Origin of the sequence: Lentilactobacillus sp. SPB1-3 (assembly GCF_026913205.2) — a bacterium.
Lineage (GTDB): Bacteria > Bacillota > Bacilli > Lactobacillales > Lactobacillaceae > Lentilactobacillus > Lentilactobacillus terminaliae.
Genome location: NZ_CP168151.1, coordinates 1,712,063 through 1,734,616, shown reverse-complemented (window position 1 = coordinate 1,734,616; position 22,554 = coordinate 1,712,063). Strand labels below are relative to the sequence as shown.

The following is a 22,554-nucleotide window of genomic DNA, read 5'->3' as shown; positions in this document are numbered from 1 at the left end:
TTTTAAGGTAGCTTCGTGACTCTGGTGATATGAGTAGCAAATCCATCATTTTTTGAATGTGTATAAATTGTTGACTTGTTTTTAGAAATTCTGCGGATTGTTGAAGTAATTGGTGTTTTCTTGGAAATCATGTAGTCGATGACATAATTCTTCCCAGTTTTTTTATATCTAGTATTGGCGATGACTCCGCAGTAAAAACCATCGGTATTATATTCTTTAGCAATGGAATAAATACCTCCGTTACTGAACTTAATATATGAATTCTTTGGCCTATTCATCTTCCAAAATCCTGACTTAAGGAAGGTTGGTACGCCAATGTGCCAAGTAGACGCATTTGCTGTAGCGTTACTCGTCATCAAAATTCCAAACATTCCTAAGACAATAGTTCCCCATAAGATAACTTTCTTCATAATGATCCCCCTATAAATGTATTACTTACAAGTAAATCATAGCATAAATAAGTGCCATTATACGAAACTCTTAAGTAAGTGACTTCCAGAGTTATATGTTTAGAATAAAAGAGATATAACTTATAATTAAGATAAGCTTAAGAGTAAAGGAGGATGGGAGATGGTTAAAAAAAGAGAAATTCCAGATTTATCTTCAGAACTCAGATCAGATATCGTGGAGTCTCCAAAGTCCATCCGTGATGCTCCAGGTATCAGAATTTACGGTAAGGTCATTAAAAGCATCATCTATACAACTGATGTGGCAGTGATTGCTAATTCAAATGCCGATGCAGTGTTTGCGGTATATCCGTGGACACCGAACACCAAGATCTTAGAAGCTGTTTCGACAGCATCTAAAGTTCCGGTGTTGGCAGGAATTGGTGGTGGATTAACCAAAGGATTACGTTCAGCTACCAATGGTTTCTTCGCTGAAGAAGGTGGTGCTCAAGGCGTGGTCTTGAATAGTCCAGCTACTGATGAAACCATCGCAAGTGTTCGTGAAGCGATTGATGTGCCAATCATCTACACGGTTACAAATGATCAGATTGATTTGTTCAAAAAGATTGAAGCAGGTGCTTCAGCTTTCAATGTAGCCGGTGGCAAGAAGACGTCTGAACTTGTCCGTTGGGTGGTTGAAGAGTTAGGGGATGAACATCCTAACTTTCCAATTATTGCGTCAGGTGGTAAGACTGATGAGCAGATCACGGAAACTATTGAGGCAGGTGCGCACGCAATTACGTTTGCGGCTAACGGAATAACGGAGGCTACATTCAAGAAAAAGATGGCCGGCTATCGGAAGGATTAGCTTCATAAAAAAGTTCAATTAATTAGTAGCTTATCTAAACAATAATTCAAATCCTATGTTAAACTATGGGTATACTAAAAGAAAGAAGAGGTGGATAATATGTTAGGTTTAATTTGGCAATTAATTATCGGTGGAATTATTGGTGCAATCGCAGGTGCAATTGTTAGTCGCGGAATGCCAATGGGCTGGATCGGTAATATTATTGGTGGTTTAGTTGGTGCTTGGTTAGGTGAATCAGTTCTAGGTAGCTGGGGTCCTCACTTGGCAGGCATGGCAATCTTTCCAGCAATTGTAGGAGCAATTATCGTGGTAATTGTTGTATCCTTCATTACTAGATCCATGTCAAAGGCTTGATGACGGAGGTCTCATATGGCAAAAGAAAATAAGTTAACAGAGATTATTGAAAGATTAAGTGATGTGATACCTTCTGATAAAAAGCATGAAGAAGACAAGAAGCACGAAGAAGATAAGAAGACTGAAGATCTACATGTTAAAGATATGCGAGACAATCAACACGATGAGGATCAAAAGTCTGAAGATAAAAAGGATGCACCAACTTGGAATGACATGTCGCCAGACACAGAGTTCAATGATCCTAACAAAGAAGGTAAATAGTCATCAGAACGCAGAATATTAGCAACCAATCAACCTAGTCAGGTAAACTGACTAGGTTTTTCTGTTTATACAATTAATAACTATTACTGACACGAAGTTGCTTAATATAGGTATGTAATGTAGAATGAAAGCGCGTACATAAAACGATAGGGGGTAATCTATTTATGAAACGAAGGTATAAATTACTGATGGGGATGTTGCTGACCGTAACGGCCGCAGTGCCAATGATGTTAGTAACTCAGCCAAGTAACACAATTGTGGCTCACGCAGACAACGATGACAATACGGTTGTCCAATTTGATAATCCGAGGTTTGCAGATTTAGTATTTGCTAACTTACAGGATGAGAAGATTGCTGGAATTACTGATAGTAGCCATATTACTCGGGGACAAATGGCTCAACTAAAAGAAATTAGTAATTCTGCCGGTGGCTACCATGCGCTAGAAAATGGTGGTAATGGGATACCTACTTCCGACAGTAGTCTTAATCCAGGCAATTATTCTATTGAAGGAATTCAATATGCCAAGAATATTACCTCGCTTACGCTGCAATCTGATCTAAACTATCCAAGTTATTTCTTCTATAATGATCTCCAAGATATTTCACCACTTAAGTCGTTGACTAAGTTAACGTCAATATCTTTGGTTGGTAATCGAATCAAAGATGTTTCACCTTTGAAAGATTTAAAGAACGTCACTGCTTTGAGACTTCAGTATAATTGTATTCAAGATATGTCCATGCTAGATAGTAGTCAATATACATCTGCTTTTGCGATTTTTAGCCAAATCGTTATGTTACCTAAGGCCACGGTAACAGATGGAAGTTATGTCGTTGACGAAGCATTTAAGAATTGGTTACCAAAGGGTTATACCTTTAGTGCAGCGCATGCAAATAATGGTGCTAAAGTAATCCATTATCGTTTGGTAGCCGTTCACGCACCGGAAGATCCTAATCATCCTAAGCCATCTGACGAATTATCTCAGATTGTGTTCGATGATGCTGCTCCAAGTGGCTGGGACAATGTAAATGCGCAAATCCATTACACAAACTTTCCTAAACAACAGGTGGGTTATACCAGTGATCCAACCAATAATGGGATAAATGTTGCACAGTTGCCATTTAAGACAGCTATGTGGTATCGATATACGGATAATTCAATTAATCCAAGTTACAATATCTGGGATGTTATTCAACCATATGTAAATCTTGTATCATATACATTGATTGAAGTTGATCAAGACGGTAATCCAATTACTGGAACAAGTCCAATTACAGGTTCAGGCGCCCCGGGAGACACCGTGAATGTTCCAGATGTGCCTGGTTGGACTGCGGATAATGACACCGTTACAATCCCCGATGATGGTGGCACAATCAAAGTTCCTTATCACCAAAATGATGGTCAAGTTCCTAATGAAGACAATGATGTTTCAGTCATCGTCCACTATGTAGATAGTAATGGCAAAACAATTAAGCCTGACGTAACTACCAAGGTTCCTGCAGGAACTGAGATTGACGCTCCTGATATCTCAGGATATACGGTTGATGGAACTAATAAAGTGACGGTTCCAAAAGGTAACACAGCTGAGATTACTTTTAAATATAAGACCAAGAGTAATCCATCAAACCCATCAAACCCATCAAACCCATCAAACCCATCAAACCCATCAAACCCATCAAACCCATCAAACCCATCAAACCCATCAAACCCATCAAACCCATCAAACCCATCAAATCCTAGTAATCCATCTAATCCCGGCAAGCCAGGAGAACCAAATCCAACTAACCCAACTAACCCTAATCCGGGCGAAAATCCAGGTGGTGGCCTAATAGCCAAAAAGGGTGAAGCGGTTTACACTTTAAATCACATTTATCTCTACAAAAACAAGAATTTTAACAAGAATGATCGCAAAGCTTTCTATGTTAAGAAGCCTAGAATCAATCGGCCAATGTTTGTTGTAACTGATTATGCTCGTGATAATGCTGGACGATTAAGATACTATGTTCGAGATGTTAATCATCACAGTTCCACAGACAGAATGAAGGGATATATTACCGCTAATACAAATTATGTTCGTCCTGTTTATTATCAGAGCAAGCATAGTAAGCTAACAGTAATTAATCCTCGTGGAGTGAATGAGTATAAGAGCAGTGACTTAACTGGAAAAGTTAAAAACTTTAAACAAGGTTCAGTTCTTAAAGTGGTTGGTTTTGTTAATCACAATCTCACCACTCGTTACTTGTTAAGTAATGGTCATTATGTAACTGGTAACCGTAAATTAGTTGAGATGGGTACAATTAAGTCCGTTAAGAAAGTTAAGGCAATTCGGAATATTAAATTGTATACTTCAGTGAACTTATCTCAAGCAAAACGTAATATTAAGAAAGGCACTATTCTCAACGTCAAGCGTTATGAGTATAGTCAACCATACAGTAGACACAATACTGGTACTAAACGTTATGTAGTTGCTGGCGGTTACATCACTGCTAATAATAAATACGTTAGAACAGTTAAATAAATTTTTAGATATTAAGCGATTCTTATCGGTGTAAAGCCGGTAAGAATCGCTTTTTGTGTAAAAAAGAGTATTGATGATAGTGCATCAATACTCTCCAAGATACTATTGTAATTTACTGCATCTTTTTCGCCACACGCCAACCCGTAATAACGATTCCTAATACCATTAATCCAGCAGCAATTAAGAAAGTTAATCGGGTTCCATAGATAAACCATTCTGGATGGCTTGGCAAATATCCGCTAACTTTGTAACCGGCTAAGTGACTCATGGTAGTGAAGATGGTTAGGGATGCTAACGAGATACCAATAATGTTACCTAAGTTAACTGCTAGCGTCTGTGAAGCACCCGCAACACCTAACTTATCTCGAGAAATAGGTGCCATAATCGTTGCGGTATTGGGTCCAATGAAGATTCCTGTACCGATACCACTGAGAATAATTGCAATGGCGATGTAGGCAATTGAAGTATGTGCATCAAAGAAGTAAAAACCAATCTGAGCGAAGAACATCAAAGTTAATCCAGATATAATCATGACTTCCTTGGATGTCTTATCACCAATCAGACCACCGATTGGGGCAGCAAAAGCAGTCGTTACTGGCGAGATCAATACTAGAGCTCCTGTAAGTCCAACACTGATACCTCTAAAACTTTGTAAATAAATTGGAAAAATAAAACTGAATAACGAATTAACGATTGGGGATAGTGCCCCAACAAATAAGGCTGAACTATAAATGTGGTTTTTAAATAACGAAAAGTCTAGTGTCGGTGCCGGTACATCGCGTTCCACGAACACAAACGCAATAGCAGCGATTATGAAACCAACAAAGAGCCCAATTACCATTGGGTTACCAAATCCGATACTTTGTGCCATTTCCAGTGCGGTAAAGAAGAGGGCGATGCTGACAAACAATAATACTGATCCAGCATAGTCATACTTGAAGTTACCATTCTTTGTGGTGTCATCATCTAAGTTTAAGAACAACCAACTCATGATAATGGCGACGATACCAATAGGGATGTTAATAATGAAAATCGAATTCCATGGAAACACTTGTAGTAACAGACCACCAAGTGCAGGGCCTGCCACATAACCAGCTGAAATGAAGATGGTATTGATTCCCATGGCCCGTCCTCTTTGAGTTGGATTGAAGATTTGAGAAATAATCCCATAGCTGTTAGACAAAGTAGCTGCAGCTCCGATTGATTGAACGACCCTGGCCACAAGTAAGAATTCGAATCCTAAATTGATACTGGCCATTAAGGAACCCAGAATAAAAATATAGGTTCCTGACTTAAAGACCTTAGTCTTGCCAATAATGTCACCTAGACGACCAAAGGAAATCAATAGACCAGATAAAACTACCATATAAATAATTGAAATATACGCTGTTTGACTTAATGGAACGTGCAATGACTTGGAAATAATCGGCATCGCAATGTTAACGATCGATGCATCGATATTCTCCATGACAGTTAATAATCCAATGGCTGTTAATCCCAGCCACGGATTCTTCCGTAAATCACTCACGATAATCCCCCCTAAACATTATTCTGATGCTCTTTATGATACCCCGACAATTTAGATAAGTGAACTAGTTAGCCCGCTTGATTATTTCTATCATTATGAGAAAAACTAGCCGACTTCTGGATCACTAAAATCACGCAAACGTTACTACATCAACGATTATCTCATCAAAAACTACCCGGTGGTTCACCCACTAATTCGTTGGCATACTTATATCTTGTGACAAGGGCCCTTGGATCAATTCATTCAATGAGGAGATTCCAAGATGAATCACGAGATAACTAACGAACAATATAATGAAGCTTTTGAATTCTTAACAGAGGGCGACCATGAAGTCGTCATCTTTGGTGTGCTGCGCAGATTGCACATTCAACCAAACCAAGAATACTACGATGATATGGTGCAAGAAGGCAGATTAGTATTTGTGCACGCCTACCTGAAGACATCAGCGACTACAGAAAAACAAAAATTAGTCTTTATCTATCAAAAGGTGTACTGGTCAATGCTGGACTATTTAAGGAAGCAATCGTCAGTTAATGACCATAAGTATGTTCCGGATGATTCAGCCAGAAATGAAGAAGAGCTGTTCGAGTTACCAACTAATCACAGTTATGAAGTTGAGTGTGAGACCCAGACAATGTTCGCCGAGTTGATGGACATCTGCACTCAAGATGAAAAACAATATCTATTATCAGCATACAAATATGGATTAAACGCCACAGAGATTGCCAGTCAATATGGTGTTAGTCGACCGACTGTATATAAGTGGAAACGCAGTGTATTGCAGAAAGCGAAAAACATTGAAATTTAGCTTTACACTTTTGCCACCTTATTTCGTTACTAGTAGATGTAAGGGTTGGCCAATTACTTACATCAATTAATAAAGGAGAGTCATACAATGTTAAATAGAGATTGGATGAAGTCAAACGTAACTTATACTTTCGTTGGAGACGGATATGAGAAGGGTGTTAAGCGCTCATTCTCTAACCTGACTCGCAACGTATCAGCAGAACAAGTTGTCGGCTTTGCCGGAGTCTTAAAAGAATTGACTGGCGACCGCATTATTGATGCAACTGTTACAACTACTGATCACGTTGGTGTTGAATAAGAATTCTGGAGGAATAATTAATGAGTAAATTAGAATTAATCTTTGAATCAAGCGACCATAAAATCAAGACTTTGCAATTGAACTATGCCAAGGATGGTCTAACTGATAAAGTTGCCCTAGCACAAATGAACAAAATCGCAGCTTTGAAAATGTTTGATAAGGATGGGACTAACCCGTACGTTAAGCCAGTGGCTGCCCGTTATTCAGAAACTATGCGTAACACTATCTTTGATAACCGTCTTTAAGACAAAGTAACTACCTTAAATTTATAATTCGTTTTAAAAAAATATCTAAATAGAAATGCCTGCGAGGTTAATTCCTTGCAGGCATTTTTTATAGTACCTATAACCAAAACGGCATTAACTAAATGAAAGTAAGTGCCTGCCACAAGGGGTTGAATAGGGTATTTTTAATAGATTTCGCAAAACTAATGGCGCCTGTTAACTATTAACGAGTGCATCCTAATTTACCTTTAAACTAGTCCGTGAACCCTTATATGTCAACTGATTTGGCATTTTGTGAAATATTACATAAAGATTACTATCATAACAAATCCGTGAATTTGACCCGTATTTATTGCGCCGTTGGATATATAGCTATATACTTCAAAGAGTAAAGTTGATTCGGTTCAAGTAAGAGGATTGTCCTCTAACTAACTGAATCAACTGTACCGTTCACACAAAGCGGTAAATAAAATTATATTGGAGGATACACAATAATGAAGTCAAGTTTAAAGAAATCATTATTCGTCGGTTTGGCAGCTTTAGGTTTCGTTGCAGCAGCTGGTTCAGTTAATGCTTCAGCAAAATCATACGCTAAAGTTACTTCAAACCAAGCCCTAACTACTAACGCTACTTCACGTAACGTAAACGTTAACGGCACAAACGCACTATACACAAAGGCTGGTACTTTGAAGGGTGCTAAAGTTAAAGCAACAACTACTACTCTTGCAGGTCTTAAGGACAGCAAGTTAGGCAAGGATAACTTCCGTGCTTACCGTGTTGCTACTACTAACCGTGGTTCAGTTTACTACAAGATCGTTTCATTCAACGGCCAATACCGTGGATGGATCTATGGTGGTAAGAGCACTTCAGCATTTGCTGGTGGTATCGCTTCATACGCTACTACTCAAGATGCTAACGATGCTAAGGCTGATGGCAAGACTGCATACAAGCTTGCTTCAACTAGCACTACTGAAAACACTACTTTATTCGCACAACCAGCTTGGTCACAATACAAAGTTGGCCGCGCTAAAGCTGCTAACGGTTCAGTAATCAGCTCAACTGCTGCTTACAAGGATGCTACTTTCACCCTTAACAAAGCCGTTACTACTTCACGTGAGGGCGAAACTTGGTACCAAATCGGCTCAACTAATGCTGATTTAAACGGTGCTTACGTTAAGGCTAGCGACGTAGTTGCTGCTACTCCTGCTGAAACACCAATCGCTCAAAACCAAGTTGGTATTAAGTTCATCGATGCTGACACTGGCAAGCAAGTTGGTTCAACTTTAGTTAAGACTAATAACTCATACTTAACTGTATCTGCACCTAGCTTTGTGAACAGCTTAGGATTATCTACACAACTTCCTACTGGTTATACTGATGCAAATGTTTCAACTGGAATTAATGGTTTGACCGATTCACAAACTAATGCTAATAAGTTGGCTATTAGCAATGCTCAATATGGTAATACTGTAAATTACTATGTTAAGAACATTGGTACTGCAAACTACTTCAAGAACTCATCAACTGCTTTCATGTTTAAGAGTTCTAAGGATGCTGACTATACTGCCGATAACAAATTAAATAAAGATGCTCTTTCATTTAATACTGTTAAAGACCAGTCACTTAGTTCAGTAGTATCTGCACTTTCATCTGATGCAAATACAGTTGGAGCTAATGGTGGAAGCGTTAGTCTAAGTGCAATTAATGCTGCTCTTAAAGCTCAAGGCGCTGATTCGTTCTACATTATTCAAGTAGTTGGTGGACCATACGTAACTAGCTTAAACGATCTTTCAAAATTAGATAGTACACAAGCTCTTTACATTCAAAAACTTGATTTCAATTCAACTGACTTTGCTAAGAACGCTGCTCCTATCAGTAACACTCAAAATACCGACGGCAGTTTCAAAATTGATACAAGTAAGGGCATCAATCTTCCTTACTCATTATCAACTAGACAAGTAACTGCTGGTGCTTTGAAGAGTACTTCAACAACTGTTAGTGATGTTGCAACCGCATTTGCTAACTCAACAGAAACTATTAACTAATATTAACAGTATTATTTAAAAAGGATTCGTGGTAATACATACACGAATCCTTTTTATTTTTTATATATTTAAATGATAATTAACTAGTTGTTTGCGTCATCTGAAGTTATCGTTATCAAATAATTAAAAAACTGTCTCATTGTTAGTTAGCTGCGATTAAGCTATGGCGACAGTTCTGGCAAATTAGGGCACTGTTAAAGTCAAATTTTTTAATGAATATGACTGATTTTTACCTTATTTCTGTAAAATAAGGAACGCTAGTAATGGTTTGAGTGGTTCCTGATGCACTAACGCTATTCATAAATGTCATAGAAACTTTGCGTGCCTTGAGCTGATAATACATAATTCGTTTGGTTAATATTATTTATGAAAAAAGTTTTCTTGTCAGTTATGCAAATGCTGAAGTGCTCTTACCACCATAGATCCATCCACGGTATTGGCCGTTGAATGAAACGATCTTGTAGTAAACTGAACCACGGTTAGTAGTAGCAACACGGTAAGCACGGAAGTTATCCTTGCCAAACTTGCTGTGTTTTTCACGCCTACATGCAGTGTCTGACTAACCCTCGTCTTCTTGTGACGAAGGTTAGCGCAAAATTAAGCTATCGTTTCATCAAAGCGCGAGATTGCTGATTAATCGTAATACTTAATAACGTTAATTATAATCAAAAATAACTAAATGTATAACCACCTGTTGATTAATTTGTAATACTATTGTAAACATGAATTTATGAGTGAATTATCACTTATGCGGTGAATACGCGTTAACACTGACTTTAAAAGATGATTCATCATATTAACTATAATTAAATAGAACTAATTTTATAATATTATGTTGATTAATTTGTAATATTTTTGTAAACTTAGGGTGTTGAAAGAAGAAAGTATTACCGATGGGGGAAACAATATGAAGATTAATTTCAAAAACGCATTATTAATTAGTTCAATGACTTTTGGTGCGCTTGCATTACCAAGTATTATGAATGCTCAATCAGCATCTGCAAAATCCTATGCAAAGGTTACGCTTAACAGATCAATGGTAACTCCAGCTAGTTCGAGAAACGTTAATGTGACTGGTAATAATGGACTATATAGCAAGATTGGAACTACCAAGGGCGCAAAATTACTTGCTTCACCTGCAAGACTTGCTGACTTGAAGTCTAGTAACCTGGGCCAAGATAACTGGCGTGCATACAGAATTGCCACTACTGACCGAGGTGCTGTTTACTATAAGATTGTTTCTTTTGATGGATCATACCGTGGCTGGGTTTATGGGGGAACTAGCACATACCGTTTTAACGGGGGATTAACTTCTTTTGCAACTACCGGTACTTATAATGATGGTAAGGCTGACAATAAGACAGTTTACAAATTAACTGGTTTGGCTGCAGGTGAAAACAACGTATTGTACAAAGCTCCAGCTTGGACTCAATACAAAGTTGGCCGTGCCAAAGTTAACGGCGTTGGCAGTATCATTGTTGATGCAACAGCTTATAAGAACGCTACTTTTACATTAGGTGGCTCTGCTGAAAATTCAAGAAGTCATGAAGTTTGGTATCAAATTACTAATTCATCAAATGCTGATATCAATGGTGCTTGGGTTCAAGCATCTAATCTATTAGCAGCACCAACGACATCAAAATCAAATCCAACAACACCAAGCAACCCAACAACACCAAGTACACCTACACCAGCTCCATCGGTTCAAGCAGTTAAGACTGCAACGTTTGATACATCAAGTAAAGGTAGCAATGGGCAGACAGTTCCAAGTGCTACTGGAGATGTTTTGAAGTCAGATAATGCGGATATCGCTAGTGGAAACGGTGCACGTCATTCTTATGTTGATGCCCAAAATAAATTTGTCAGTGACTTCAAACTAGCAAAAGGAACTCCAGTTACTAATGATAATGTTAAGGCTGCCCTTGATAATGAAGGATTAACTGATTTTTATGCAGTCAATCATTATTCATTCTTAACTAAAGACCAAGCACTGCCTGCTAAGAGTATTCAAATGTGGCATTATGAATATTCTGGTGTGACAATCACTGGAACTTCTGCTGACAATATCAACGTTGAGATTCATTACAACGTTACTAAGTATGAAGGCGATCCAAGTAGCATGGGTCAGAGTCAAGGAGCTACTTGGAAACAAATCTTCACTTACTTACAATCACACCCTGAGGCTGATGATACAGGCAACACAGGAAATGCAGGTAGTAACACGGGAAATGCAGGTAGTAACACGGGAAATGCAGGTAGTAACACAGGAAATACAGGCAGTAACACAGGAAATACAGGCAGTAACACAGGAAATACAGGCAGTAGCACAGGCAATACAGGCAGTAGCACAGGCAACACAGGCAGTAACACAGGAAATACAGGCAGTAACACAACCAAACCAGGCGATACAACTAAGCCAAATGATTCAACCAACAAAATATTCAGTGGTATAGCCGAAGGAATAACCGATGTAGTTTCTGCAGCCGGAGCACTTGCCGGAGGATTAGCTGGCATATTCAAATAGGATTTATAATAACTCTGGATTTTAAATAAATATAAAAAACATCTCGCAAATAATTGTGAGGTGTTTTTTTGTTATTATTCCATGTATGCTAATAAATTGATAAAAATTGAGCTATTTTGTAAACTAAAAATGGTAAATAACAACCTCATAACAAAGTGGGTGAAGAACATGAAAAATAATTTTAGAAACACTCTATTGATCAGTCTTGCAACAGTTGGATTAGCTACTGTTCAAGGTGTGATTAGTGATCAATCAGTATCCGCAAAGACATATGCAAAAGTTACTTCGAACCAGGTAATGAGCATGGCAGGTAGTGAGCGCAATGTTAATGTGACTGGAACCAATGCTTTATATACTAAGGCTGGCACTTTAAAGGGTGCTCGGCTTGTTGCTACAAAAACTACGTTGAATATTGTAAAAAGTAGTCAGCAAGGTCAAAAGAATTGGCGCGCCTATCGAGTGGCCACTACTAATCGTGGTTCGGTATACTATAAAGTGGTTTCATTTGATAAGCAGTATCGAGGCTGGATTTATGGTGGTAAGATAATTAACCAGTTTAATGCTGGATTGAAGGCTTATTCGACGACTAATGCAATTTATGATAGTCAAGCTGATAACAAGACTGCCTATCAATTAAAGAGTAATGTGGCCAGCGGAAGTAATACAACTTTCTATTCTGAACCGGCATGGTCACAATATAAGATTGGTCGGGCTCGAGAAAATGGTGATGGACCGATAATTACTGATGCATCGAAGTACAATGATGCGACATTTACCTTATCTCATGCAGTTACAACAACCCGAGAAGGCGAGACTTGGTATCAGATTAGCAATCCAACTAATCATGATATTAATGGTGCGTGGATTAAAAAGAGTGATGTGACTGTATTACCAATTCCTGAGGAAGTTGTGAGAATTAGAATTAAGAGTACCGAAGGACAGGTTTTAGGTATTCTAACATTACCTAAGCAGACTAGTGAATCGACTGGATCTCAGACGATTGCCAATAAATACGGTCAGACTATTATTGATGGTCATACTGCCAATGACACGGGATTATCTGCGGCTTATCAAAAGATGTTAAGTGATGCCGGAATTAGTGGTAATTATGGAATATCTGGCTTAACTGATCAACAGATTGTTGCCAACAGTCTGGCGCTAAGGATGGCCAATTATGGCAAGACATCTGAAATCACGGTGGCGCCAACTCCTCAACCAGTACTTGTACCTTTTGCAAGTGCTAATCAGATAGCACTTGGATTACCAGTTCAGAACGGTACGAATCCAGTTGCTCCAGCAGATACAGTTTATTCTGGTGATAAATTAGTTAGTGCAACCACAATTACTGGAAACATTGCTGATCAGCTTCGTGGTGAAAAAGGAACTACTTTAACTGCTGCTCAATTATTCAATGTTTTGCAACAGAACGGAGCAAATGAATTTTACTATGTTGAAAGAACTGATACTGGTGCATTATTAGGTAAGGGTGATTTCAATGATGATGGGACAATTAAGAGTTCATTGGCTGGTGTATCTCTAATTGCATACAAATCAGAATTGACTCAAGATCAAATTTCTAATACCCAACCAAGCGGGGATAATTATGCTCCAGGAGCATATGCAGGAGTAAATAATGCGGCGCCAGCTCCAGCTATTCAAAGCAAATTCGGTGATGATAACTTCTTACTCTTGTACTATGCAGGTGATCCAAGTAAACAATTTACTATCAATGGTAGTGCGGGTGCGGATAAAATGAATGTTAAGCAACTGTATGAACAATTTAAATAATTAATATTTATTAGAAAATCTCGAATGGCTAGCGGTGGTGTTGGTTGTTCGAGATTTTTTATTATCTTAGTTTGTAGCTCTAAAGTTATATTTATACCAGTAACGGAATTAAGGGATACGCTATGAAGTCGATTACTAAGGCACCAACGTTCACAGTGGTTGGAATCGACAAGAATAGTGCCATTAATTACCGTTACAAGTTTATTAATGGTAAGTACATCACTGCTAATAAAGAATACATTTCACCAAATCGTTCCACTGTTCATGGTGTGAAGATTGTGAATGCGAAGATTTAGATGCTTTGTATAATACGTGAAAACAATATGTTTTAAATTGTTTATATGAATAAATAAAGGGCCTTAATTTGATTGCAAATTAAGGCCCTTTATTATACTTAAAACTTACCCTTAATAAATTTAATGTGCATTTACCAACCTACTTTGTTTAAATGGTGGTATAGTTACGAAGTGTCAAATTGCGATACGGGGTTATTTATTTGAATGATACATACCGTATACTTTATCAAGCAAAGGGGATGCTTAGATAGTAATATACCAAGACGTTTTTAAAGTGGAAGAATATGTGTGATTGTGAAATTTAATATTATAGGGGGAAACAAAATGAAAACAACGAATTCAAATTACTTTGTTAAGCGATTGGCGACTTTTGTTTTAACTTTACTATTAGTTATCGCAGGGGTTGCTATTTCAGGTGCTAACAGTCGAGCTGATGCAACAGCAACTGATAACGCAATTACTGGGGGAGAAACTCAAGTTCTTCCTACCAATTCAAATGGCGACCATTTTGCAACATTCAGTGTGAACGTTGGGGACAGTTCCGCTATAGCAAATGCGCAAGATGCTAAAGTATTCGTTGATTTTGCCAATGTTGATAAGACTTTGGTACAGAAAGATTCTTATAATGCCGAGTTTAAATTAACCAATAATTCGACAACGGAATGGTCAGTTTTTGATATTATATCTACTCCGTTAAATCAATCTCCGAACACTTATGCCACTTCAGTTGATACTAGTAAATTTCAAGCTCCGGATGGAGTTACCATTAGTGGGGATGCAAAGACAATAACCGTTCAGACAAAAATTCAACCTAAATCGAGCCTGACAGTGACGATTCCATTGAAGGTTGATACTGCTAAATTAACTGCAGGTAACCCAGAGGACCAGTGGAATATTATCGATTACACAACATATGGTCAAACTATGTTGCAAGTTGATTTCAGGGATATTCTATACAAGAGTGTTAACGACCTTGCAAATGGTAAATATTTAATCACTACCTATGACAAAGGGACACAGACCTTTAAACAGGTTAAGGATCTCCAATCACAAATGCCTGAGATTGGTGCTGCAAATGAAATCACATTTGACAACACCAACAAAGGTTTCGGCAAGGCAAATGATCCAGTCCTATATCAAGGTGGCAGTTATTATGTAGATATTAATGCCATGAAAGATGCAAGTAACCAAGAATCAATTAAAGATATGTTACAAGCAAATGGCTACACTGTGCCATCCGATGAAAATGGTGTTATGAGAAAAGACTTTGCGTTTACCACTCAGCCTTCAGCATCAACCCCTGGTACTGATACCACAACGGTCCTTGATGGTGATGGTAATAAAACATCATTTAACCAACTCCTTAATCACAATGGATTAGGAGATATCAACTTTCAAGCATTACAAGTAATTGATACCGATAATGTTAATACTAACGATGCTGACGGCAAATGGAATGCATTAAATAATCTTGTAGTGTATGCTCCAAATCAAGAAAATCAAGATAAGAAATTAACTAATAGCGACATTTTCAACTCAGGGGATAACAATAAGGGGAATTTAACTGTTACCGTTGATGGTGGAGCTACAATTGATAAAGATGGTAATTTGACTAACACTAAGCCAGGTACTACTTATAATGTGACATACCATTATTCACAAGATGGTTATAATGATATTCGGAAGACTATTAAAGTAACTACTCCTGGTGGTGGCAGCAGTAGCAATCCAGGAAATGGTAATGTAACTAATCCATCGAATCCAGGAACTGGTTCTAATAACACTGGAAATGGTAATGTGACTAATCCATCAAACCCGGGCAGTGGATCAAATAATTCTGGTAACAGCAACGTAACTAACCCAGGTACTATTCAAAAGAACATTGCAGTGATTATGAACAAGGGCGGTTACTTGTACAAGACTACTAGTCTTGGTAAGTCTGGACGCATCTACTATAAAGCAGGTACACGTCAACAACGACCAATGTTTGTGGTAACTAGGATCGTTGATTCTAAGAATGGACTCTTGTACCAAGTGCGTGATGCCAATGCTAAGTTTGTTAACTCAAACAAGAAAACCAATGGTAAGGTTGGTTATATTAAAGCTACGAAGAACGTCGTTCCTGCATACTATTCAACCAAGAAGGTTAAATACTTTAAGGTAATTAACAAGAAGGGTATTAATGGTTACAAGAACGTTAATTTGACTAGCAAAGCAAAACATTACAAGTACGGCACCAAGGTTCGTGTAGTTAGCCAAAAAGTTCATAACTTAACAATGCGTTACAAGTTAAGTAATGGAACCTACATTTCAGCTAACAAGAAATTAGTTGCGATTTATAAATAATTTTAAAAAGCATTCCATAAGGAATGCTTTTTTGTTTTCTAAAGTTAATCAATTTATTATTAAATATGTATCCCCTTAAAGGGATTAACCAGTAAGGGTGATTTTTTATGCTTCGAATTCTTTCATTAATTCGTCTAATTTAGGAGCTAATGTCTGTTCATCAAAGCCAACGTATTTCAGGACTTTAGCAGTCCATTCTGCAATTGCTTCTTGTTCGAATTTGCGAACTTCGGCGGTAATATCTTGATATTGAACCAGTTCAAAATTACTAATTGCTTTGGCATCAAACGATGCTTTAACTGTATTTAATATTGTTTGTTGGAATTCTTTAATGGCAAACCAATCTTGTTCCCGTTTATGAATAAAGTTGTGGGTAGTTGGTAATGATACCAATTCTTTACAACCCTTAAATTGCACTAATGAAGTATCAACTTGGTTGCCAACTTTATATTGATCGATTTGGTGTAAAGCAATCCAGGATTGCTCCTTGCCATCCTCCGATTTTAACGGTGAGATACAGAAGTTGCCTTGCACATTCGGAACGTAATTCTTCACGCCGGCGTGCTTGGTTATGGCTGTCGTGATTCTTCGACATCCTAATGGTCTTCTATCCAATAATTGCTTTATTAGATTACTTGGCTTATCAGGAACTGCGTACAGTCCTTGTTGCCGATCTAAAATTGCGGTCGGGTAGCGTGAGTTACCTAGATGCCAAAGCATACATACATTACGCCAATCGATATCGGTGGCGCGGGCCTTACCTTCAATGTGGTTCAGCTTGATGCGTTTCATGTCTACTATGTGGTTTTCGTGATATTGCTTGGCCAACTGGCTCAAGTAATGAGAAAATCTCATATAAAAAAATCCTCCAGATGTAAATTAATTATTTTAATTGCTAATCATCATCATTAGCAATTTTTTAATAAGAAGATAAAAGAATAGCATATTTTGGATTAAAGTAAAACAATTTATTCAATAAATTTTAATTCAATGATTAGTAAAACATGTTAAATGACACACAAATATCATCTGCAAAATAGGAAAACTTGGGTATAATAATAAGTGATGATAATTTTGGAGGGAAACCATGAGTGTAGAAGATAAAGTGTGTGTAAAATGCGGTCGCACTATTCCTGGGTATTCACGATTTTGCCCATACTGTGGCGCAGCTCAGCCAATAATGGATGGAAATGATTCGCTAACACGAAGTGAGCAAAATAATAATAACGGTAAAGGGCCATCATCAGCTAAAAAGTTGATGTGGATGCTGATTGCCTTCCTATTAGTTGTGGGATTTGCTAAAGTCACGACGCTTAAAGATGGACCTAGTCACCACAAGATTGAAGAAGAAATGCACTTGGATATGTTTCAAGGGCAGACAGCTTATGGTAAGCATCCTAAAGTTACGGTAAGCAAGAAAAAAGGCACTACTATTAAAATCTCATATAAGAGTACAGCACTGAAGAACATTAAGACTAATCCGGATTGGAAGCGGTTGGTCAATAAGACAGTTAAGAAGTCTAAAGAGTTCGACGGTGTTTATGGTAATAAAAAATATTCCAAGATCAAGATTCGGACGGACAAGAGTAAGAAACCGTTGTTCAAAGTTGATAAGGGGAAAGTTTTGTACAATAAAGCAGATAAAGATTAATTATCAATGGGGGATTTATTGAAGTAATTTTTCTTTAGTATGCTTCTGGGGGAATAAATGAATATTCATAGTAATCGGCGACATTATGTAACGTTGACGTTGGTAATTATGGCTTTGGCGGTAGTGATTGCGACTTATTTGCTGGTACAACCAGGTCTGTTGGGGGAGATTATGCTCATCATAATCAAGATTCTGGCAGGAATGGTAGCTTTATGGACGTATTCACTGATTTTTTATTATATGTTTTTATCTATTTTTGGATACAAAAAAGCAACCAGAAATTATCAGATTCATGAACCAAAATTAAAGTTTTTAATCCTAATTCCATCACATAACGAAGAAAATGTTATAGGTGCTACTATCCAACATTTGCATGGGGTAGACTATCCTAAGGATCTTTATCAAGTTGTGGTTGTTTCAGATCAATCATCGGACGCAACTACTAAAATTGCCGAGGCAGAGGGTGCCGAAGTCATAGATACTTCGCTTAATAAGCATCCCAGAATTGGAATCGGTAAACCCGCAGGATTACAATATGCACTTGATGATTATGACTATAAAAAATATGATTATGTATTGGTAATTGATGCTGATAATTTTGTGGATAATAATATCTTTACAGAATTAAATTCACAATTATTAGAACATCATTTTGATGCTGTACAAACTTACTTAGATAGTAAGAACACCGATAAGTTTCAGCCTTTGGGGTATGCCGCTTCATATTGGACTATGAACCGGATGTTTCAATTGTCGAAATATCGATTGCACTTGCCAAATAGTATTGGTGGAACAGGATTTGTAGTTTCAACAGAATGGTTAGCTAATAATGGCGGATTTCGTTCTCATAGTCTGACAGAAGATTTGGAAATGGAAATTAGAATAGTAGAATCTGGTGGCATGGTTGGATGGAATCATTTCACGAGAATTTATGACGAAAAGCCTGAAAGCCTGGGACAATCTTTAATTCAGCGATATCGTTGGAGTAGAGGACATTGGTATGTGGCCTTTCATAACTTTTCTAAGTTGCTAATTGATTTCTTCAAAACAGGCAAGCTTAGATTTTTGGATCAACTTAATTATTTATTTTCTATGCGACTAAACGTGCAAGTTAATGTTGCCGTCGCACTGGTTATCAATGGATTAATTATGATGAGTGTTTATAAGAATAATGCAATTGGGATAATGTTTTTTAAATGGGCCAAGGTTTATGTCGTTCCATTGACTATCCTGAATTTCTTTGTCGTAATCTATGGGTTTATTCCGATGATTTACGGGATAATGGTAGATGGTCATTTAGGAATTCTCAAAACTATCAAAGCCGTGTTTGCATTAATGTGGTTCTCACTTACTTACTTCATATCTCAAATGGCAGGACTATTTACATTTTATGATCAAACGACCTGGTCGCATACCAAGCATGTTAAGAATACAATAAATAATAAACACTAATAATTAAAATCCGGTGGGAATGCTGATTTAACTGCATTCTACCGGATTTTATTTTTTCATTATTGTCCGTTAATGATAAACATTCAACTTAGTGGTATTAATTTTTTAATATGATAGAATAATCTCTGGAAATAAGGTTAACGTTATTAACTGTTTACGTCTTTTACTTACGACACAATTAATAGGAGATGTCTTATGCTATCAACTGAAAAGCAAGCGAAAACTGCATATACAAAGAAAAAAATATTCTTGTTTGGTGCTGGACTGGCCTTAGGATTTGGTGGCTGGTCGATTATTGATAATCAGCAGCAGTTATCATCATTGGTTACTACTGCTCAGGCTGCAACCCAACAAACAGAAAATCAAAATAGTCAAGATGTTACTGCATCTAGCAATAAAGAGTCTAAAGCGGATGAATCAATTTCTGATTGGATGCCTAACACCAAGCTACAAAATTTAGTGTTATTGATGTTACAAGCTCAAGACAAGAGTAAGACCTATAACAGCGTCAATGATATTACTAAAGATGATATGCAAAAATTGACATATGTCGATAATTATTGGAAAGTTCCTTTTGGCTTAGGAAGTTCCGAATTTATTAAGTATGAGACATATAACGCTGATGGATCACAATATTCACTTGAAGGATTGCAGTATGCCACTAACTTGAAAGATCTAGTTTTACGGCAAAACTTAAATGGGGGTCATGGTGCCTTTCAAGGCAATATCACTGATATTTCGCCAATCGCTAACTTAACTAACCTAGAATATATTGAACTAGCAGGTAATCAAATTTCAGATGTTAAACCTTTGGTCAATTTGAAGAAAGTTACTTATCTGAACATCGCTTGGAATTCGATTACAGATTTTTCTCCTTTGAATACTGCTCAGTATACTGGTGATCACACATATCCAACTGGTCCCTCCAAAGGTGACTCTACAGGACAAATCGATCCAACCGTAACTAGTAACGGAGTATTAAATCAACGGGTAACATTACCACCTGTGTACATTGATCCAAGCAAGCCTTTGCCAACCAACTATCATCTGGATTCACCAATTAAACTTCCTGGTGGTGAAACTGGTAAGCTAGTCGCTCTTAACACTGCTAGAATCGCTGGTAGAGTGACAATGGAAGCTACGACTGGACAGAAACAAGGAATCATGATTTGGGATAACGCCGGATCATCGGTATCTGACGGGTCGACGGGATTAAACTATACCATTACGAAAAATCAGGTATTTGATCCTAATCTAGGTAGTGCGTATCCAACTTACAATGTGTTTAAACAACATTATGAATACTTTATGGCTGCAAACTACTTTGCATCTGGCCAGACCAGCAACCCAGTAGCGACTATCTTTATTCCGTATATTATGGGTCAACAACCAACTTTAACTGGCGATGATGTGCAGATTTACGTTAATGATCCGGTACCAGAAGATTCTGCGTTCAATGCTAAAGCTACGGACGTTAATGGTAAGTCAGAAGATGTAACTATTGATAAAAGCGCTGTGGATAACACCAAGCCTGGTAAATATCCAGTTTACTTAACAACGGCTGATGGTCAAAAAGAAACTGTATACGTTACAGTACTGGAAAGTGAAGCTAGTATTGATGGCGATGATTTAACTATCCATGTGGGTGATCCTAAGCCAACTGCGGATGATTTTCATGCCAAAGCTGTTGATAAAAATGGGCATGAAGAGGAAGTCACTGTTAACTTTGGCGATGCAGATTTAAACAAAGCTGGCCAGTACAAAGTTGATTTGGTCGCTGTTGATGGTCAAGACAAACTAGTGACTTTGACGGTCCTTGATAACAAGAAGAGCATTAATGGGGACGACTTCACTATGACTGTGGGCGATCCGGAGCCAACTGCTAATGACTTTAAGGCAGTAGCTACTGACGCTGATGGTAAGGGGCTCGTTGTAACGCCAGATTATAGCCAAGTTGATTTCAGTAAGGCCGGTGACTACAAGGTTACTTTGAAAGCTTCTGATGGACAGGAAAAAGTAGTGACCTTGCACATTAAAGATAAGGCAACTAATCCAGGAAATCCTGGTAACCCAAGTAACCCGGGAAATCCAAGCAATCCAAGCAATCCATCCCAACCAGGCAATCCATCAAATCCAAGTGACCCTAGTGATCCCAACAATTCAGGGAATGAAAACAATACAGGTGGCGGAGAAGTTGCGCCTAAGAATACTGTAGTTTATTCATTAAAGAATATCTACCTATATAAGGATGCCAACTTTAGAAAAGTTGATCGAACTGCTCACCATGTTGCTAAGGACCGGATTGACCGACCAATGTTTGTGGTTACTGGTTATGCCCGTTCCAAGGCTGGTAATCTACGCTACCAAGTTAAAGATGTGAACCACTTTAGTAAGACAGATGGTAAGACTGGCTACATTACTGCTAAGTGGGATTATGTTCGTCCGGTATATTACCAGACTAAGCACTCCACGATTACTGTCATCAGCGCCAAAGGAGTCAAATCATATAAGAACAAGAACCTGACTGGTAAAGTGAAAAATTACAAGCAGGGAACTGTCTTGAACGTTAAGAGTATTGAACGTCACAACTTAACAACTCGGTTTGTTTTAAGTAATGGCCAATACATCACGGCTAACCGAAAGTTAGTTAATATGGGCCGTCACAAACAACCAACCAAAGTTAAGGCAAAGACTAGTGTTAAGCGATACAAGACCGTTAATTTAACGAGAAAGAATCGTAGTTTTAAACGAAACCAAGTATTTAAGGTAATTCGTTATGAATACTCAAATAACCAAAACGTTTCGAAGTACGGCACACTCCGTTACCGAGTATCGGGCGGGTATATTACTGGAAACAGTAAGTATGTTCAAGTGATTAATTAACGGCGTGTCTCATTAACGAATGTTTTGAAGGTCTTAACTCAATTAGTATGAGAGAATTAAATTAAAATGAAAACACAAAAGCAGGCATAAACGCTGATAAACAAGCGTTTATGCCTGCTTTTACTTCTAGTTGTGTGAAATTTAATTGCAAAACGTTCAAAGTAGTAGCACATATTTTTCTATCTGGTAAAATATCATATTGTGATTAATAGTTAATGGCGTAAATTTGTTTAACGATTAATTAATCAGGGATTTTTTTATGTAACGAATTTTCAACGGTAAGTAATATCAGTAATTTTTGCTGAATATTTCATACCACTAAGCAGT

Annotated in this window: 18 protein-coding genes; 15 read left to right on the top strand and 3 right to left on the bottom strand. The window is 37.7% G+C overall.

What is annotated here, in order from left to right:
• Positions 1-2: 2 nt before the first annotated feature.
• Positions 3-410: a hypothetical protein gene (locus O0236_RS09220; RefSeq protein WP_268913322.1), complete on the bottom strand. Its 408-nt coding sequence runs from the start codon at positions 408-410 to the stop codon at positions 3-5.
• 160 nt (positions 411-570) lie between these two features.
• On the opposite strand from O0236_RS09220, the gene O0236_RS09215 reads away from it, so the two are divergent.
• The 4 genes from O0236_RS09215 to O0236_RS09200 all read left to right on the top strand — a co-directional run bounded on the left by O0236_RS09215 (position 571) and on the right by O0236_RS09200 (position 4,385).
• Positions 571-1,254, top strand: coding sequence for a hydrolase (locus tag O0236_RS09215; RefSeq protein ID WP_268913321.1), 684 nt, complete (start codon positions 571-573; stop codon positions 1,252-1,254).
• 99 nt (positions 1,255-1,353) lie between these two features.
• On the top strand, positions 1,354-1,608 hold the full coding sequence (locus O0236_RS09210; RefSeq protein ID WP_268913320.1) for a GlsB/YeaQ/YmgE family stress response membrane protein: 255 nt from the start codon (positions 1,354-1,356) through the stop codon (positions 1,606-1,608).
• 15 nt (positions 1,609-1,623) lie between these two features.
• Entirely contained in the window at positions 1,624-1,869 is a 246-nt protein-coding gene (locus tag O0236_RS09205; protein ID WP_268913319.1) for a hypothetical protein, read from the top strand.
• A 164-nt stretch (positions 1,870-2,033) separates the two neighbouring features.
• On the top strand, positions 2,034-4,385 hold the full coding sequence (locus O0236_RS09200) for a DUF5776 domain-containing protein (RefSeq protein WP_372791327.1): 2,352 nt from the start codon (positions 2,034-2,036) through the stop codon (positions 4,383-4,385).
• A 112-nt stretch (positions 4,386-4,497) separates the two neighbouring features.
• Here O0236_RS09200 and O0236_RS09195 read toward each other — a convergent pair whose 3' ends face one another.
• The gene (locus O0236_RS09195) at positions 4,498-5,913 is read right to left on the bottom strand and encodes an MFS transporter (protein ID WP_268913317.1); all 1,416 of its coding nucleotides are present in this window, start codon (positions 5,911-5,913) and stop codon (positions 4,498-4,500) included.
• 262 nt (positions 5,914-6,175) lie between these two features.
• Between O0236_RS09195 and O0236_RS09190 the strand changes: the two genes are divergently transcribed.
• From O0236_RS09190 to O0236_RS09155, 8 genes are all read left to right on the top strand, one after another.
• On the top strand, positions 6,176-6,721 hold the full coding sequence (locus tag O0236_RS09190; protein WP_268913316.1) for a sigma-70 family RNA polymerase sigma factor: 546 nt from the start codon (positions 6,176-6,178) through the stop codon (positions 6,719-6,721).
• A gap of 87 nt (positions 6,722-6,808) precedes the next feature.
• Positions 6,809-7,018, top strand: coding sequence for a hypothetical protein (locus O0236_RS09185; RefSeq protein WP_268913315.1), 210 nt, complete (start codon positions 6,809-6,811; stop codon positions 7,016-7,018).
• A gap of 20 nt (positions 7,019-7,038) precedes the next feature.
• The gene (locus O0236_RS09180) at positions 7,039-7,263 is read left to right on the top strand and encodes a DUF2922 domain-containing protein (RefSeq protein WP_268913314.1); all 225 of its coding nucleotides are present in this window, start codon (positions 7,039-7,041) and stop codon (positions 7,261-7,263) included.
• Between the two features lie 473 nt (positions 7,264-7,736).
• A complete protein-coding gene (locus O0236_RS09175) occupies positions 7,737-9,287 on the top strand; it encodes an S-layer protein (RefSeq protein ID WP_372791323.1) in 1,551 nt (516 codons plus the stop codon).
• A gap of 907 nt (positions 9,288-10,194) precedes the next feature.
• Positions 10,195-11,811 carry a hypothetical protein gene (locus O0236_RS09170; RefSeq protein WP_268913503.1) on the top strand — a complete coding sequence of 539 codons (1,617 nt, stop codon included), beginning with the start codon at positions 10,195-10,197 and terminating at the stop codon, positions 11,809-11,811.
• 168 nt (positions 11,812-11,979) lie between these two features.
• Positions 11,980-13,599: a hypothetical protein gene (locus O0236_RS09165; protein ID WP_268913504.1), complete on the top strand. Its 1,620-nt coding sequence runs from the start codon at positions 11,980-11,982 to the stop codon at positions 13,597-13,599.
• Positions 13,600-13,688: 89 nt separating this feature from the next.
• A complete protein-coding gene (locus O0236_RS09160; protein ID WP_268913723.1) occupies positions 13,689-13,895 on the top strand; it encodes a DUF5776 domain-containing protein in 207 nt (68 codons plus the stop codon).
• 324 nt (positions 13,896-14,219) lie between these two features.
• A complete protein-coding gene (locus O0236_RS09155; RefSeq protein WP_268913505.1) occupies positions 14,220-16,241 on the top strand; it encodes a DUF5776 domain-containing protein in 2,022 nt (673 codons plus the stop codon).
• Between the two features lie 105 nt (positions 16,242-16,346).
• On the opposite strand, the gene O0236_RS09150 is transcribed toward O0236_RS09155, so the two are convergent.
• Positions 16,347-17,096 (bottom strand): competence protein ComK, encoded by a 750-nt coding sequence (locus O0236_RS09150; protein ID WP_268913507.1) that lies wholly within the window; start codon positions 17,094-17,096, stop codon positions 16,347-16,349.
• Between the two features lie 232 nt (positions 17,097-17,328).
• On the opposite strand from O0236_RS09150, the gene O0236_RS09145 reads away from it, so the two are divergent.
• The 3 genes from O0236_RS09145 to O0236_RS09135 all read left to right on the top strand — a co-directional run bounded on the left by O0236_RS09145 (position 17,329) and on the right by O0236_RS09135 (position 22,227).
• Positions 17,329-17,892 carry a zinc ribbon domain-containing protein gene (locus O0236_RS09145; RefSeq protein ID WP_268913508.1) on the top strand — a complete coding sequence of 188 codons (564 nt, stop codon included), beginning with the start codon at positions 17,329-17,331 and terminating at the stop codon, positions 17,890-17,892.
• A gap of 57 nt (positions 17,893-17,949) precedes the next feature.
• Positions 17,950-19,344 (top strand): glycosyltransferase family 2 protein, encoded by a 1,395-nt coding sequence (locus tag O0236_RS09140; protein ID WP_268913509.1) that lies wholly within the window; start codon positions 17,950-17,952, stop codon positions 19,342-19,344.
• Positions 19,345-19,539: 195 nt separating this feature from the next.
• Positions 19,540-22,227 carry a DUF5776 domain-containing protein gene (locus tag O0236_RS09135; RefSeq protein ID WP_268913510.1) on the top strand — a complete coding sequence of 896 codons (2,688 nt, stop codon included), beginning with the start codon at positions 19,540-19,542 and terminating at the stop codon, positions 22,225-22,227.
• Positions 22,228-22,554 lie beyond the last annotated feature (327 nt).